At 69.2% G+C, this 14,989-nt stretch carries 13 protein-coding genes, 1 tRNA gene and 3 pseudogenes; 6 read left to right on the top strand and 11 right to left on the bottom strand.

Features of this window, described 5'->3' with window-relative positions:
• Nucleotides 1-94: 94 nt before the first annotated feature.
• The 3 genes from ABT009_RS02000 to ABT009_RS01990 form a co-directional block, all read right to left on the bottom strand.
• Complete coding sequence (locus ABT009_RS02000) at nucleotides 95-640, bottom strand: single-stranded DNA-binding protein (RefSeq protein ID WP_351288444.1); 546 nt, start codon at nucleotides 638-640, stop codon at nucleotides 95-97.
• A gap of 77 nt (nucleotides 641-717) precedes the next feature.
• Nucleotides 718-2,718, bottom strand: coding sequence for a YfjP family GTPase (locus tag ABT009_RS01995; RefSeq protein ID WP_502989796.1), 2,001 nt, complete (start codon nucleotides 2,716-2,718; stop codon nucleotides 718-720).
• Entirely contained in the window at nucleotides 2,715-4,349 is a 1,635-nt protein-coding gene (locus ABT009_RS01990; RefSeq protein ID WP_351288440.1) for a dynamin family protein, read from the bottom strand. Before ABT009_RS01990 ends, ABT009_RS01995 begins: the two co-directional genes overlap by 4 nt.
• 307 nt (nucleotides 4,350-4,656) lie before the next feature.
• Between ABT009_RS01990 and ABT009_RS01985 the strand changes: the two genes are divergently transcribed.
• Nucleotides 4,657-4,729 (top strand) — tRNA-Arg (locus ABT009_RS01985).
• A 201-nt stretch (nucleotides 4,730-4,930) separates the two neighbouring features.
• Here the strand turns inward: ABT009_RS01985 and ABT009_RS01975 are convergent.
• From ABT009_RS01975 to ABT009_RS01965, 3 genes and pseudogenes are all read right to left on the bottom strand, one after another.
• Nucleotides 4,931-5,053, bottom strand: a pseudogene (locus ABT009_RS01975) (site-specific integrase); the annotation flags it as partial.
• Complete coding sequence (locus ABT009_RS01970) at nucleotides 5,050-5,565, bottom strand: site-specific integrase (RefSeq protein ID WP_351288625.1); 516 nt, start codon at nucleotides 5,563-5,565, stop codon at nucleotides 5,050-5,052. The gene ABT009_RS01970 and the pseudogene ABT009_RS01975, both read right to left, overlap by 4 nt.
• An 86-nt stretch (nucleotides 5,566-5,651) precedes the next feature.
• Nucleotides 5,652-5,801, bottom strand: a pseudogene (locus tag ABT009_RS01965) (site-specific integrase); the annotation flags it as partial.
• A 161-nt stretch (nucleotides 5,802-5,962) separates the two neighbouring features.
• Here ABT009_RS01965 and ABT009_RS01960 point away from each other — a divergent pair.
• A complete protein-coding gene (locus ABT009_RS01960) occupies nucleotides 5,963-6,397 on the top strand; it encodes a hypothetical protein (RefSeq protein WP_351288436.1) in 435 nt (144 codons plus the stop codon).
• 250 nt (nucleotides 6,398-6,647) lie between these two features.
• On the opposite strand, the gene ABT009_RS01955 is transcribed toward ABT009_RS01960, so the two are convergent.
• A complete protein-coding gene (locus tag ABT009_RS01955; RefSeq protein ID WP_351288434.1) occupies nucleotides 6,648-7,454 on the bottom strand; it encodes a DUF1963 domain-containing protein in 807 nt (268 codons plus the stop codon).
• Between the two features lie 494 nt (nucleotides 7,455-7,948).
• Between ABT009_RS01955 and ABT009_RS01950 the strand changes: the two genes are divergently transcribed.
• Entirely contained in the window at nucleotides 7,949-8,677 is a 729-nt protein-coding gene (locus ABT009_RS01950; protein ID WP_351288432.1) for a hypothetical protein, read from the top strand.
• Nucleotides 8,678-8,862: 185 nt separating this feature from the next.
• On the top strand, nucleotides 8,863-9,141 hold the full coding sequence (locus ABT009_RS01945; RefSeq protein ID WP_351288430.1) for a hypothetical protein: 279 nt from the start codon (nucleotides 8,863-8,865) through the stop codon (nucleotides 9,139-9,141).
• A gap of 482 nt (nucleotides 9,142-9,623) precedes the next feature.
• Here ABT009_RS01945 and ABT009_RS01940 read toward each other — a convergent pair.
• Nucleotides 9,624-10,546, bottom strand: a pseudogene (locus ABT009_RS01940) (LysR family transcriptional regulator).
• A gap of 93 nt (nucleotides 10,547-10,639) precedes the next feature.
• Between ABT009_RS01940 and ABT009_RS01935 the strand changes: the two are divergent.
• Nucleotides 10,640-11,392: a sulfite exporter TauE/SafE family protein gene (locus ABT009_RS01935; protein WP_502989801.1), complete on the top strand. Its 753-nt coding sequence runs from the start codon at nucleotides 10,640-10,642 to the stop codon at nucleotides 11,390-11,392.
• Nucleotides 11,393-11,504: 112 nt separating this feature from the next.
• On the opposite strand, the gene ABT009_RS01930 is transcribed toward ABT009_RS01935, so the two are convergent.
• On the bottom strand, nucleotides 11,505-11,873 hold the full coding sequence (locus ABT009_RS01930; RefSeq protein WP_351288426.1) for a DUF6059 family protein: 369 nt from the start codon (nucleotides 11,871-11,873) through the stop codon (nucleotides 11,505-11,507).
• A 706-nt stretch (nucleotides 11,874-12,579) separates the two neighbouring features.
• On the opposite strand from ABT009_RS01930, the gene chvE reads away from it, so the two are divergent.
• Nucleotides 12,580-13,671, top strand: coding sequence for a multiple monosaccharide ABC transporter substrate-binding protein (gene chvE / locus ABT009_RS01925; protein WP_351288424.1), 1,092 nt, complete (start codon nucleotides 12,580-12,582; stop codon nucleotides 13,669-13,671).
• A 138-nt stretch (nucleotides 13,672-13,809) separates the two neighbouring features.
• Here chvE and ABT009_RS01920 read toward each other — a convergent pair whose 3' ends face one another.
• Together ABT009_RS01920 and ABT009_RS01915 are read right to left on the bottom strand one after the other, a co-directional pair.
• Nucleotides 13,810-14,523, bottom strand: a complete 714-nt coding sequence (locus tag ABT009_RS01920; protein ID WP_351288422.1) for a class F sortase — start codon at nucleotides 14,521-14,523, stop codon at nucleotides 13,810-13,812.
• A 154-nt stretch (nucleotides 14,524-14,677) separates the two neighbouring features.
• The coding region (locus ABT009_RS01915; RefSeq protein ID WP_502989795.1) for a GVDTG sorting domain-containing protein at nucleotides 14,678-14,989 on the bottom strand (312 nt) is incomplete at its 5' end.

Genomic DNA, 14,989 nt, shown 5'->3' with positions numbered 1-14,989 from the left:
ATGATCCCTAGTGATGTCATCGGATAACCGATCCGACTCGGAATCGTTATCGCCGGCCGGGGCGGCTCCACGCCGTGATCGAAAACAGGTGACGCTACGTCACCGAGGCAGGTTGCGGCGTGAGTTGGTCCTCTGCCTCGAAGACCGGCTCGGGCGCGGGCACCGCACCGGTGCCCGCGGCGAAGGCCGGCTCCCCCCTGCCCTCTGTCGGGCTCCGCTCCCCTTGCGACACCGCCTCACTCTGTGCCGTCACGCCGTGTGCCGCCTGCGCCGCCTCGCGTTTCCCTCCGCGGCGAAAGTCCGAGGTGCCCCGTGACATGTCATGGCCGATCGCCAGCGCGTCGATGTCGGCCGACATCCATTGCTGGCCGCCGTCCCGCTCCTGGTGACGCACCTTCAGCCTGCCCTGCACGATGACGGGGTCGCCGACGTTCACGGACGCCATCACATTGGCGCCGAGCGACCGCCACGCGCACACCGTGAAGAAATTGGTGTGCCCGTCGACCCAGTTCTCCTTCACACGGTCCCGGTGGCGTGCCGTCACCGCCAGCCGGAAGCGCGCCACCGACCCGGTCGGCAACTCCCGGAACACCGGTGTCGTCGCCACGTTCCCCACTACGGTCACCATGGTCTCGTTCATTTCCGAACCCCTCCCTTTGCATGTCCGACTCCCCGTCAGAGTGCCCCCGCCGGACCGGGCTCGCTGAGACCTGTGGGTTACCCGCTGGTTGTGGACAACTTCGTCACTCCTCCGGCCCGCCCGACCCCGATGACATCCACGTACTTCTCGCGCACCTCCTGGTACCGCAGCAGCTCTGCGGACACCGGATCCAGCACGCGAGCCCTGCCGGAGGCGGCGGCCGCCTCTCTCAGGCGCCGTTCCGCTTCCGCTCCGTACCGCCGTGCCGGCCCGCGCACCGCCACCCCGCAGGCCCGTTCGACGCACGGGCCGCCCACGATGCCCGCCGACATGAGCAGCACCGGAACGCCCAGGTTGGGCGGGCAGACCCCGATGACCTGCGCCAGCAGCCACAGCCCGCCGATGATCTGGACGAGCGTCATCGATGCTTGGACGAGCACGGCGAGCGGCCACCAGCCGGGCCGCGGCGGCCGGTGCCCCGCAGGCACTCCGGCGGCCACCGCCACCTCGTCGAGCGCCTCGGGCAGCCCCTGCGCGCCGCGTGTGGCGGCCTCGCGTACGGCCTGCGCCCACGGTGCGGGCAGCCCGTGCACCGCCTTGTCCGCCACCGTGCGTACCGCCTGCTCGACGCGCTGGCGTGCCGCCGCCTCCTCGTCCACCGGCGCCGGCGGACCCGGTCGGGGCCGCAGCGCGACAGGCTCGCTCCGGGCCTGGTACCACCGCCACAGCCGCAGCCACGGTGTGCCGCACGCCTTGTTCGCGTTGCGGGTCCAGGCCCGCTCCGCGGCCTCCCCGGCAGCCTCCGCGCCCACCGCCTCCGCGAGCTGCTCGGCGAACTCCTCGCGTGCCGCCTCGGTGAGCCCGGGGCGCCGCTCCGCCGCGTAGAGGGGCCGCAGGCGTGCCGCCGCGGCGTCCAGGTCCGCGGAGATACGACGGACTGGGGCGCCCCGCTCCGTCACGAACTGGTCGAGTGCGTCGCGCAGTTCGCCGACCCCCTCGCCCGTCAGCGCGGACAGCGCGAGCACCGTCGCGCCGGGCTCGCCGTACTCCCCGAGCGCGATGCCGTCCTCGTCGAGCAGCCGCCGCAGATCGTCGAGCACCTGGTCGGCGGCGTCGCCCGGCAGCCGGTCCACCTGGTTGAGCACGACGAAGGTGACCTCCGCGTGCCCTGCCAGAGGCCGCAGATAGCGCTCGTGCAGCATGGCGTCGGCGTACTTCTCGGGGTCGACGACCCAGATCACCGCGTCGACGAGCGCGAGGATGCGGTCGACCTGTTCACGGTGGGCGGCGACGGCCGAGTCGTGGTCGGGCAGGTCGATCAGGACGAGGCCGCGCAGCTGCGCCTCCCCGTCCGGGCTCTGCGCGGGCCTGCGGCGCAGCCGCATGGGGATGGCGAGCCGGTCGAGGAGCCCTGCCGCGCCGTCCGTCCAGCTGCACGCGACGGGGGCCGCGGTGGTCGGCCTGCGCACCCCGGCCTCCGAGATGGCGACCCCGGCCAGGGCGTTGAACAGCGACGACTTTCCGCTGCCCGTGGCCCCTGCGATGGCGACCACGGTGTGCTCGTCGGACAGTCTGCGCCGGGCGGCGGCCTCGTCCAGGACCCGGCCCGCCTCGGCGAGCGTCCTCCTGTCGAGCCGGGTGCGGGACAGTCCGATGAGCTCGCGCAGTGAGTCGAGCCGGGGCCGCAGCTCCGTGTCGTACAGGGTGCTGCCCGGCGCGAACGACCCCGTCCGGGCGTCGGCTCCGCGCTGGGTCTCCGCTCCGCCGTGGGCGCCGGCATCGCCCGCTTCGGACACGCGCCGAGCGATGAACCCGTCGTCCCAGCCGCCGTCGGTCTCCCCGTCCGGCCGCCGGCCACCGCGCGCGTGCTCTCCGCTCTGGCCGTCTTCGTCCTCCACGTGCGCGTGCCCGGTGTCGCCACCGGGCGCTCGGGAACCACTGCTCGCGTCGGGTCCGCCATCTGCTCCTGATGTGCCGGACCCCCCTGCGCCGGACGGGCCCGAGCCGCGAGCCCTGCCCGATCCGCCGGTGGGGTCGGAGTGATCCCTGTGGTCAGTGACAGCGGTCACCGCGGTCACCTCTCCTTCTGCATGACGGACAGCGCGGCAATGAGTTCGGCCTGGGGTTCGGGGTGCACTCCGAGGGCGTCGAGCGGGGCGAGTCGCCGTTCTCGCTCGACGCTGAGCACCTTGTCCAGGTAGCTGGTGAGCAGGTTTCCGCCCCGGTCGCGGAGCCGGAGTGCACCGTGTGCGCCGATGCGCTCGGCCAGGTTCTCGCCCGCCGAGCGGGCCCGGCGCCCGCCCAGCAGCGCGGTGGCGAGCAGCGCGGCGACGGCCTCCGGGTCCGGCGCGCCGCCACGCGGCGGCCGCCGCACATCCGATGCAGCGTCGAGGGCACGCACTTCGTCCTCCGCGTACTCCTCGAGGACGCGCCGCCACCGTCGTACGGCCATGCCGATCCGGTGTTCGGCGCTCTCCAGGCCCGGGGCACGGACCGTCAGCCCCGGAGCGAGGCCGCCGGGTTCGTGCCGCCATGCCTCGTCGACGCGCTCGTCGGCCGCCGCCACCGCGTTCAGCAGCAGCGTTACGAGGCTCTCGACGAGCGCGTCGAGCAGTTCCTCCGGGCTGCAGTCCAGCGGGTAGCTCCGCCAGCGCTTGAGGGCGTCCCCCGCGAGCACGGCCCCGGCCTGCAGACGGCCCCGCACGCGCGCGTGCTCTTCTTCGTACGCCTCGTCGACAGCGGCGATGAGCCGCAGTGCGGCCGCGTGCTGGGCGGCGACGGCGCCGGCGAGCTCGGGCGTCCGTGCACGCAGCGAGTTCATGACACCGTTGGCGGTACGGACGATGGCCTGGCGGCGGGCTCCGGTGTCGTGTGCGCGGTGGGTGAGCCATGCGCGCAGCGGGGCCACGGCGGTGCTGGGCAGCAGCCCGCCGCTCTCCGCGGACTCGGGCAGCTCGGGCACGGTGAACCGGGGTGCGTCGCCGAGCCCCGCCTTCGTGAGCAGCGCCGCGTACTGCCGGGACACCTCCGTGGCGACCTGGTGCGGCACCCGGTCGAGCACGGTGACGAGCGTGACGTTGTGCTCCTTGGCGGTACGCAGCAGATGCCACGGCACGGCGTCGGCGTACCGGGCGGCGGTGGTGACCATGACCCACACGTCGGCGGCGCAGATCAGCTCGGCGGCGAGGAGCCGGTTCTCGGCCACGAGGGAGTCGACGTCGGGCGCGTCGAGGAGCGCGAGGCCGGGCGGCAGCGTGTCGGCGGTCTCGATCCGCAGCGCCCGCCCCCCGGGCCTGAGGGGCGGCCGTCTGCCCCGCCACGTTTCCTGCTTCGGCGCCCGCACTCGCGCCAGGTGGGGCAGCACGCGCTTCCCGCTGAACCAGTGCTGATCGTCCGGATGGCAGACCAGCACCGGTGTACGTGTCGTGGGCCGCAGCACCCCCGCCTCGCTGACCTGGCGCCCCACGAGGGAGTTGACGAGGGTCGACTTGCCGGCCCCCGTCGATCCGCCGATCACCGCGAGCAGCGGTGCTTCGGGTTCCTTGAGGCGGGGCACCAGGTAGTCGTCGAGCTGCGCCAGCAGTTCGTCCCGGTTGGCACGCGCGCGTGCCGCGCCCGCCACGGGCAGCGGAAAGCGCGTGGCGGCGACACGGTCGCGCAGGACAGAGAGTGCGCCGAGCAGCTGAGGCCGTACGTCGAAGGTCACCACATGCGAAGAATGCCCAATTTTGGAGCCTTTCTGAAGCATATGGGTGCCTCTGCGCGCCGATCAGACACGCGGGACGGAAGGGGTCAGTGGGGCGGAGGCATAACGAGTGCACAACACCCGGGGCGTGAGACGCCAAAAGCGATGCAGGATTCGTACCTGCCTGCGATTATCGGGACCGCTTCACTGAACCTCCACATTGAACCGCGGAGGGGAAGCACGCGAGACAAGGAACCAGGAGCCCTATCCTTGTCCCCGGCAAGGTCCCGGATCAGCCCCACCCAGGGCCCCAGGCACCGGCCACCACCCGGCCCCCGTAGCTCAGTGGATAGAGCAGGCGCCTTCTAAGCGCTTGGCCGCAGGTTCGAGTCCTGCCGGGGGCGCCCCGTCTGAGCAGCAAAAACGCCCCGGAGGGGGAATCTCCTCCAGGGCGTTTCGCGCGTCTGACGGCAACCCTGACGGCAACGGCCGCGTCACTCGTCGGCCAGAAGGTTCCCGAGCTTGTTCAGCGCCTCCCGCTTCTCGGTCATGTCGGCGTGCGCGTAGATGTTCATGGTCACGTCCAGTGCACTGTGCCCCACGATGTCGCGCACGATGTGCGGCGGCACGCCGAGGCCGAGCAGCAGCGTGACGCACGTGTGCCGGAGATCGTGTAAGCGGACTGGCAGGCCCAGCCGCTCACGGATGGGGTAGAAGTGCCGGTTCAGATTCCTCGGCTCGATCGGAGTACCACGGCGCGTTGTGAAGACGAGCCCGGTGTCCTGCCAATCGTCGCCAGCGGAGCTGCCCTCTGCCGCTCGCGGTGCTCCCGTAGAGCGTCGACACAGACGGACGGCAGCGGTACGGGGCGCTCCGAGCGGCGCGTCTTGGGCGCGGTCAGCGTCAGCTCCCCATTGACCCGCTGGAGAGCAGTTCGGATCTCCAGCGCTCCGCCGTCGAGGTCCACGTCCGACCAGTGGAGGCCGAGCAGTTCACCACGACGGAGGCCGAGGTTCAGCGCGAGCACGTACGCGGCGTACAGCCGGTCGCCTCGCACGTCGACGAGGAGCTTCTTCGCTTCAGCGGCGGAGAGGCCGCGCCCGACCCGGTACCGCGGGGTCTGGACCTGCACCAGCTTGGCCACGTTGCGCTGTACCAGCTCTTCGCGGACCGCGTGCTGGAGCGCGTTGCGCAGCACGGCGTGGAGGGACGGGCAGCGTCGCGGCCCTGTGCGCAGCACTGGCACGCCTGTCGGGCCCAGTCGAGGAAGAGCCGCACGTCTTTGGCCGAGAGCCGGGCGAGCTTCTTCTTCCCCAGTCTGGGGATGATGTACGCGTTCACGCACTTGCTGTAGCTGTAGACCGTCGAGGCCCTGACCTTGTGCTGGACGACGTGCTCAAGCCAGTACGTGAGATACGTGCCCAGGCTCTCGGTCGTGTCGGCCGCCGGGATGCCTTGATCGCTCTTGGCCAGCATCTCCGTGAGCTTCTTCCGCGCTTCCTCCCAGGTCTTGCCGTAGACCCGGCGTCGGCGGCCTGACTCGGCCATTGAGACTCCACCGACCGCGAACGCAGGCGCCGGGTGCATGATGGCGCGGTGGAAACAGCATCCGAGCAAGCGCGGACGATTGGGGAATCGTGGCCTACCAGCTCAGCTTCTTCTGCCGCTCTGGAGAGGAGAGAGGGGACGAGGCGCTTGATCGCCTGCTGGACTGCCTATTGGAGAGCGGCGAACGTCTAGTGGGCGAGTCGCTGGGGCCGTTCGACGATTCGGTGGCCGCGTTCAAGCTCGGCACCGGGAGTAGCGACGGTGACATGCCAGTCGCGGACCTGCTAACCCTTGAAGTACACGTGGGCGTTGCCGAGATCGCAGAGTCTGTGATCGCCGCATCGCCCAACGACGAGCAGGGCATTTGGGGATGCGACCTGCTTGCCATCGTCACCCTCAGTGGGAACGACCCCGACTGGGGTCTGGTGAATCGTATTTGGGCCGCAGTGGTCAGCCTCTGGAGGGCGGTTCCGTGGGACGAGTCCTCCGGATTCGAGATTGCTGCCGGGGCATCGCAGCCTTGACCTCCAACCAAGGTCCCGGATCAGTCGCGCACCGTCGGCAACCGCATGACGGGCGTCTCGGGCCGTCGTGGGGCCGTGCGAGGGTGCTCAACGGCGATCAACGCTGACAACCGTTGACGGCTCAGCCACAGGTCACAGCGTTGATCGGTTAGGCGACCGCAGGTCGGAGACCCGGCGCGTCACTCCGTCGGCTACTGAGCGCACCCACCGGCGCTTGACTCGCCCATTAAGACTCCACCGACCTCAGCTGTCAGTGGCAGTCGAAGCGCCAGTCCCACGGGAGGCCGGGGCACTGGCGGCAATGGAAGAAGTAGACGCCACCGCAGTCGCCCAACTGTATGTCGCCGGTGATGGTCAGAAGGTGCTCCATGCGGTGTCCGCTCTCGCAGTTCGGCCAGTCGGCAGGCTGCGTCCAGGCGGGCCAGCCGCCGACCTTCGTCCCGATGATGTTGGAGTCGGGTGGCCACGTGGAGCGGCCTGTCGGCAACCGGAGACGAGGTTCCCAGGTCTCCCACATGTCCTTGGGTAGATCAAGCCACCTCGGAAAGTCCTCCGCGGTAGTCGGGGACAACGTGGACGGTTCCGGCATGTGGTCCTCGTCGTACTCCCCCTCGCTCACCCCGGGGATCTCGGACAGCAGCCCTCCAGCCACGACCTCCGCCTCGTTGCGCCAGTACAGCTGCGGCATCACCGGCCCGGGATCCTGCTCATGTATCAGCGCGCACCACACCAGCTGTAGCAGATCCTTTCCCTCCGGGAACTTCAACCCCGGCACATCCTGGGCGAACAGCTGGAGGATCGGCACCATCGGCACCGCGCCCGGGACAATCTCGGTGCGGTTGCGCCAGTCGGACCCGTACGTCCAGTGGTCTTCCTGCGCGCAGTACGGCCACGGCTCGTCCGCGGGCCACAGCAGCTCGCCTCCCAGCGAACTCTCCCGCACGCCAGGTTCGCCGGGCTCCGGGTTGAGGAGGGTGGTTTCCCGGGCAAGGCCCGCGTACTCCGGTATCAGTGTGCGCAGATCCTTCGCAGGCAGCTCGGGTGTGTCTCCGGGCATCGTGGCTCCTCAAGCGTACAAAGATCAACGGGACGCTGCGGGCACGTTAGTACCCGCCACCGACAACACCGACGTCCTGACCAGCCCGCGAGACCTCAACGACCGCCTTGCCCATAGTTCGCATCGAGGGGGCGCGTGAGTGTCTAACTGCGTGACAACGCCGACGAACAGCGGCAGACAACCGCGCACGTCTGCGGACCATCCCAGCAGGTGAGAGGCACGGCAGCCCAAGGTCGAGCGCCCACCCGAGTTGCTTCGGGACGAAGAGGTCGCCGTGCCGCAGCCGTGCCAGATGCAGGGTCAGCAACGGTCAACAAGGGGGTTGACGGGTGCACCCGGACCCGCCAGCTCGGCCAATGAAGCCGCAGGTCACTGACTCGACGCCCCGCCTCACTCCTTAAGGCGGTGTTGTCCGCGCCCAGCCCGGTGTCGGGCGGGACGGTGCTCCGGGCCCTCACGGATGGGAACGCGATGACGGCGAGTACGCTCCGCGCATGGCTCTCACGGTGCACATCCCCGAATATCTCGAGGACTGCGAGCTGGTAGCAGGCGAGGATCTCGCGCGGGAGCCCGCCTTCTGGCTCGCGCACCTCATGTTGACCGTGGGCGATCCGAGCGAGGATCCAGAACGCTACGGGGTGGACGCGTCGGTCTACGAGGAGATGGTGGAGCGCCTCGGTGACCCTGAAGAACTCTGGCCTGTGCTGCGCGTCCCCTTCACAGGTGGGCATACCGCTTACGTTGTGTATGCCAACTTTCACGACGTGAACAACGTCGACTTCTTCGTGCGCCACCCCGAGTGGGGACGACTTGGTTACCTCGGCCAGTGCGGCGCTGACGAGGCCGGCCCCGGCTTGTCGTGGACGGAGCTCGCCATACTCACTGAGGCCACGCAGCACAGCAGTGAAGGTCTGACCGATGGCTCACAGCGCCTTCTGCTCCTACTACCGATGCTCGGCGATGCCGACATGCCCCCCGAAGCCCGCCACATGGTGGCGCAAGCGCTGGCCCACTGTGGCATACGTTCTGACGTAGCTGACGAGTTGGCAACAGTTCTGGTCGGCGAGCAGGAGCCCGATAGTGAACCCCACTGGACCGTGACTACTGACAGCCCGATCGCCGTGTGCGCGTCGTCCTACAGCCCCCGCCACATACCGCTCGCCCTCGGCATCACACCAAGCCAAGCCCAGGCCCTCGCGGACGCCCTCAACGGACGTGGGTGACATCCACGGCTGACATCAACGTCGAGGAACACCAGCGGTCCAGGGCAGTCAGGCATGACCGTGCCCCTCTGTGGTGAGGCGCCTCTGTGGTGAGGCGCCTCCAGAGCGCCCGCGCTCGAACTCCTAAAGGTGCTCTGAGAAGCCGTGCCGCACTCGGCGCGTACGGTGGCTGTCATCATCATTGGATGGCAGGCAGGCAGCTCCCGGCAGGTTGGACCCTGGAGGAGATCCGTAAGGTCTCCGGCGACTGGGAGGCCACACCTCTCGACACCGATCGAGTCGTGACAGGCGGGCCGGCACAAGGCGAGCGGCTCCACCCCGAGATCGTCTTGGGATTCCACGGGCTCTGCCTGGTGAAAGCCGTCAACGATGACGACTGGTACATGGGCAGTCTGAACGACGACGGCAGCGTCACCTGCTGGAGCGCCTACGGCGACCTCTCCGAGGCACTGCGCGGCCTCTAGCCCCGTCTCGTTCAGCGCCGTTCAGACGACAAAGCCGTCCCAGCGCCGACGCCCAGCCGCCCATGAACCCAGGTGACGCCCCTGCACACCGCCCCACCACCACAGTTGGAAAGCGTGCGCTTGCCCTCGGCGTACGGCAGTGATTGGTGCGCGGCCGGCGCTGGCAGGTCTCACTCTTGGCCATCGACGAAGCCCGACCGTTGGTTAGGTCCCGGGTTGGTCCCGGGCCGCCCCCAGACAAAGCCGGGGACGCAGCTGCTCTACAGAGCTGGACACCTCGGAAGCCGACCGCGCGTCTGGGACCCTAGCCATGGGCACTGACAACCGCCCTACGACCATGGCGTCCCCCGACCGTACGCCGCTCGGCCCGCACCACAACCGCACCAGATCGAGCGGGGAACAGCGGGGAATCACGGTGAAAGCGGCCGAGCTCAACGAGGCCATGTCCTGGCCGTTTGCCCAGGTCAACTCACCAACAAGCCTCAGAATGCCTCAGATGCGTTGCGGGAGGAAGGCTCGGAGAGTGCCGCGTGGCGCAGGTGTTCTGCAAGCGCCGCGGTGGCCGTCGACGAGACGCGGTCCTTGACGCCCCAGGCCAGCAGATGCTGGCGGCGCGCCCAGGGCTCCTGTAGTTCGCACACGTCGAGTGGCCGGCTTGGGTCGATGGCGCGGCGTGGTACGACGGCGAGCCCGACGCCGGCGGCCGCGAGGGCGACGAGGACGTTGAGGTTGCAACGCTGGTGCGGTATCGCACGACCGGAGCGTGTGGACCGAGGTGCTTCTCGATCCAGCGTCGCAGCGAGGAGTCGGCGTCGAGCCCGACGAGAGGGTGCTCGGCGACCTCGCTGTAGGTCAACGCGGTTCGGCCGGCGAGAATCCCGCCGGCCTGGCCGATCACAACGAGGGAGTCGTCGCCGAGGGGCTCCATGTGCAGGCCGCAGTCGTGGGCCTCGTCGTCCAGAACGACTCCCAGGTCCGCCTCGCCGTCGGCGAGCATCCGCACAGTCTGCGGGGTGCGGCTCTCGGAAACCGTGACGTCGACGTCCGGGTGCGCCCTGAGGAACGAGACCAGAGCCTGCGGCACGAGTCGATGCATCGCAGAGCCGCCGCCCAGCAGGATCAGTGGAGCGGTCGGGGACCGGCTATAGCTCGCGACGGCGCTCTCGAGCCGCGCCGTCTGGGCGAGGACCTCGCGCGCGTGCCGGGCCAACGTCGTCCCGGCCGGGGTGGGCCGGACTCCCCGTCGGCCGCGGATCAGCAGTGCCACCCCGGCGTGGTGCTCGAGCGAGCGCACCCTGGCACTGGCCGAAGGCAGGCTCAGGTGCATCCGGCGAGCGCCCGCCGTGATCGACCCCTCCGCCACGATGTCCAGGAAGAGCCGCAGATCGTCCAAGTCATAGCGCACCCTCATGAGCCTATGGCGCAGCCTTAGGCTGAGTACACCGATTACGCATTGTGGGCCCGCGGCCACGGGGGTGATCCTCGGCAGGTGCCCGAGATGATGCTCGTCCTGTTGGCCGGTGCTGGTGCCGGAGTGCTGAACGCCATCGGTGGTGGCGGCAAGTTCGTGGCGCTGCCCGCTCTGATCGCGGTCGGCCTGCCTCCCGTGACGGCGAACGCGTCGTCAACCATTGCCCTGGTCCCCGGAGCCGTGGTCAGCGCGTCGGTCTACCGGCGCGAGATCATCCCGCTCGGAGGGGCGTCCACCAGGGCGCTGACGGCGATCAGCATGGCCGGGAGCAGCGTCGGCGCCGGGCTCATGCTGGCGCTGCCGGCGGCCTTGTTCGAGGCCGCTGTGCCGTGGCTGCTCGCCTTCGCCACGCTGCTCCTCGCCTTCGGGGGCCGCCTGTCCCGCGCGCTGAGCGGAGCGCTCGGCCGCCCGGTCGGCATGAGTTCGCGGGCCGTCCTGATCGGCCAGTTCTTGCTCGCCATCTACGGCGGATACTTCGGCGGTGCCGTAGGCATCATGATGCTGGCGCTGTGGAGCGTCGGCCTCGGCCTCGACGCCGCGGTCAGCAACCCGATGCGGGTCACCCAGCTCGCGGCCATCTACGTCGCCGCGACCGCGCTGCTCCTCATCACCTCGGACGCCCTGGGCTCCCCGCTGATCCTCGCGACCATGCTGGTCGGTGCGGCGGTGGGCGGCTTCGGCGGCGCCCACCTGGCACGCCGTCTCCCCGCCTGGCTGCTGCGGGGCCTCCTCCTGACCACCGCAGGGACCACGACGATCCTTTACTTCCTACGCAGCTGACCGCACAGGAGAACCGCGGTGATCCTCCATCAGGCGTCGGAGCTGAGGCTGACCGAGATGACCGAAGGTGACACTGGAGCCGCTCTCCAGAATCGGCACCGCGACCAGCGGATCAGGGATCGGTGTAGAGACGCGCCCAGATGTCGATCTCGTCGGGCGACAGGGGCGTTTGGGGACACAGCCGTTCCGGGTGTCCGTCGGGCGGGGCGTCGAGCATGTGCCGCGGCGGCTCCGGTGAGGGGACTTCGGGGGGCGGTGGGTGCACCCAGATGGAGCCCGCCGCCTGCAGTCCCTCGTAGAGCAGCGACAGGAAGCGCGTCCCGCAGAGGACGAACCCCCGGGAGAGGGCGGCGAAGAGACCGCGGCTGTCCCCTGTGGCCCCGCCGGATCCACCCTCCGGGGCGGTTCCACCGTCGCCGCCTTCTTCGGGCTTCTCTTCCCGCTCTTGTTCGGGCTTCTCTTCCGGCTCTCCTGCCGGCATGGTGCGTCCCTCCCCCGGAGGGCGTCCGGCAGCCGCCACGCGAAGGGTTGATGATCTCCGTGGTGTTGGTCAGGCCGCGAGAGTACAACGGGTCAGGGAAGCCGGCCGTGTGCGACATGAGGCACCAGCGGTGGCCGACGGCCGAGCAGGTCACAGCCCGGGTCGAACATCCGTCAACCCGGCCTCGCCGCAGCCTCCGTGCGGTCGAGCGCGGCGGCCTCGACGGGCGTCGGCCGGCGAACCTTCCGGCCGGTCGGTTTGGTGATGTATACGGAGGTCACCGAGGGGGCTGTGGTGAATGTGTGTGTCTGAGGTAGGCTGCCCGCCACTCCACACCCGAGGGCCTCGCTGGCGGGGCACGGTCAACCCGGCCTTGTCTCTGTGCGGGATCAGTCGAGTGCCGGCTTGACGCACACACCGTCCGGTCCGACGCTCCAACGCCTCACCGAGATCCGGTGAGACGGCCGCTCCTGGATGGTTCCCCGCATCCAGGCACCGGTCACAGGGGCGGCGATCACCGGACGTACGAGCCGCACGCACTGATTCGGTACGGTGCCGGTCCTCTGGCGCGGGGACTCAGCACGGCCCCGCATCGAACTCCCCGTACTGCCGCACTCCCCGAACCGCCGAACTCCCGCACTCACCGCACTCCTCGAAAAGCCACGCTCCACAGACTGCCTCTCCATATCTGTAAGGGACGATCAGCATGCGCGCCCGCACTCCGCTCGCTGCGGCCATCGCCGCGTCGGTTCTCTCCCTCACTCTCACCGCCTGCGGCTCGGACAGCGACGCAGCCAGCAGCGAGGGCGCGACCGTCGGCATAGCGATGCCCACGAAGGTGTCGCAGCGGTGGATAGACGACGGCAACAACATGGTCAACGAGCTCAAGGAGTACGGCTACGAGAGCAAGCTGAGGTACGCCGACAACGACCCGAAGACCCAGGTCGCACAGATAGAGTCGATGATCGACCAGGGAGTCGACGCCCTGGTGATCGCCTCGGTCGACGGGCGTTCGCTCACCGACGTCCTGAAGAAGGCCGCAGCCGCCAACATCCCGGTCATCGCCTACGACCGGCTGATCCTGGGCACCCCCGACGTCGACTACTACGCCACCTTCGACAACGCGCAGGTCGGCGAACTCCAGGCGACGTACATCGCGGAACACCTCGGACTGGTCAACGGCACCGCGAAGACCCCCCTCAACATCGAACTGTTCGCCGGCTCCCCCGACGACAACAACGCCCGCTTCTTCTGGGACGGTTCGATGCGCGTCCTGAAGCCCTACATCGACGACAAGGAACTCGTCGTGAAGTCCGGGGAGACCGAGTTCAAGAAGGTCACCACCCTCCGCTGGGACGGCGCCACCGCGCAGAAACGTATGACCAGGGTGCTCGGCTCAACGTACGCCAACAGTCGCGTGGACGCCGTCCTCTCGCCGTACGACGGCATGTCCATCGGCATCATCAACGCGCTGAAGAAGCAGGGTTACGGAACCGCCACGAAGCCCCTGCCCATCGTCACGGGCCAGGACGCCGAGACCCCCTCGGTCCAGTCCATCAAGGACGGGGAGCAGTCCCAGACCATCTACAAGGACACCCGCGACCTCGCCCTGGTCGCCGCGAGCATGGTCAACGCGGTGCTCCACCACCGCAAGCCGATGATCAACGACACCACGTCGTACGACAACGGCAAGAAGGTCGTCCCGGCGTACCTCATCAAGCCGGTGAGCGTCGACAAGGGGAACTACAAGGACGTCCTCATCGATTCGGGCTACATCGACGCGAACGACCTCAAGTGACCGACGGCTGGCGAACAACCTCAAGTGACCGACGGCAGGTGACCGGCGGCGCAGGCTCCTCGAGCCGAGCATGCGCCGGGTGCCCGCCGGAGATACGACGGGCACCCGTGGGTCGGACAGCCTGGAACCGGCCGGGACTCAGGCGCGCTTGACGGAGTCGAGGTGGGCGAACACGACCACGTTGTCCTCGTAGTCCTGGGCCACCCTGTTGTAGTCGCCGCCGCAGGTGATGAGGCGCAGTTCCGGGTCGGGAGTGTCGTCGTAGACCCGGTCGTTGGGGAACTCCGCCTTGCTGAAGGTCTCGACGGAGTCGACCTTGAAATGCGCGACGCTGCCGTCCGTGCGCGTGATGTCGACCCTGTTTCCGGGCTGGAGCTCGCTGAGCCCCATGAACACCGCCGGACCGGTCTTGGTGTCGACGTGGCCCACGACGATCGACGCGCCGCGTTCGCCGGGTGACGCACCGCCCTTGTACCAGCCGACGAGATTGTCGTTGTTCACGGGCGGCGGGTTGAGCCGCCCGTCGGCGGCGAGGGACAACGACGTGAACGGCGCATCGACGGAGATCGCTGGGATCGAGATCTGCTTGGGCACCGAGCGGGGCAGTACTGGACCGGTGGCAGAGGGACTCGGTTTCGGCTTGCTGAGCGTGCTGGACGGGCTGGGCGTGGCGGAGGCGATCGCCGAGGGCCGGGCCTGCGGCTTCAGATCCGCGGGCGGCTCCAGGGAGTTGTGGATGAGCAGAGCGCCCAGCACCACTGCTGCTACGGGCCACAGCATGGCGCGGACGAGGGTACGGGATGCAAGCGCGGTCCGGGGCTTGTTCGGCTCGGGCGACTGCGGGGCGGCCATGGAACGGTGCCTTTCATGAACGGGCGGCGGTGAGGCGGGGGCCGCGAGAGCGGTCCGAGTGAAAAGCCGCGGCCGCGGCCGCCCTCCGAGGGCGACCGCGACAGCGCAGCGACTGGCGAGGGTGCCTGAATCAGGCCTATGGCCTGAATCAGGCCTATGCAACACCCGAGGCGTTGCGGCGCCGCAGGATGTACGTGCCGGCGCCGATGCCGGCGAGCAGCAGCGCGGAACCCGCTGCGATGCTGCTTCCGGACTGAGCGAGACCGCCGCCGCCGGCGTGGACTCCGCCCTTGGGCTTGTCGTAGCCCTTGTCGTGCTCCTTCTTGCCGTAGTCGTCCTTCTTGTCGTCCTTGCCGTAGTCGTCCTTCTTGTCGTCCTTGCCGTAGTCGTCCTTCTTGTCGTAGTAGTCGTCGTCACCGGCCGGGGTCAGGGCCAGAGCACCACCACCGGCGTGGACGCCACCACG

Source organism: Streptomyces sp. NPDC002896 (genome assembly GCF_040295225.1).
GTDB lineage: Bacteria > Actinomycetota > Actinomycetes > Streptomycetales > Streptomycetaceae > Streptomyces.
This window is presented reverse-complemented; position numbering and strand designations above follow the sequence as displayed.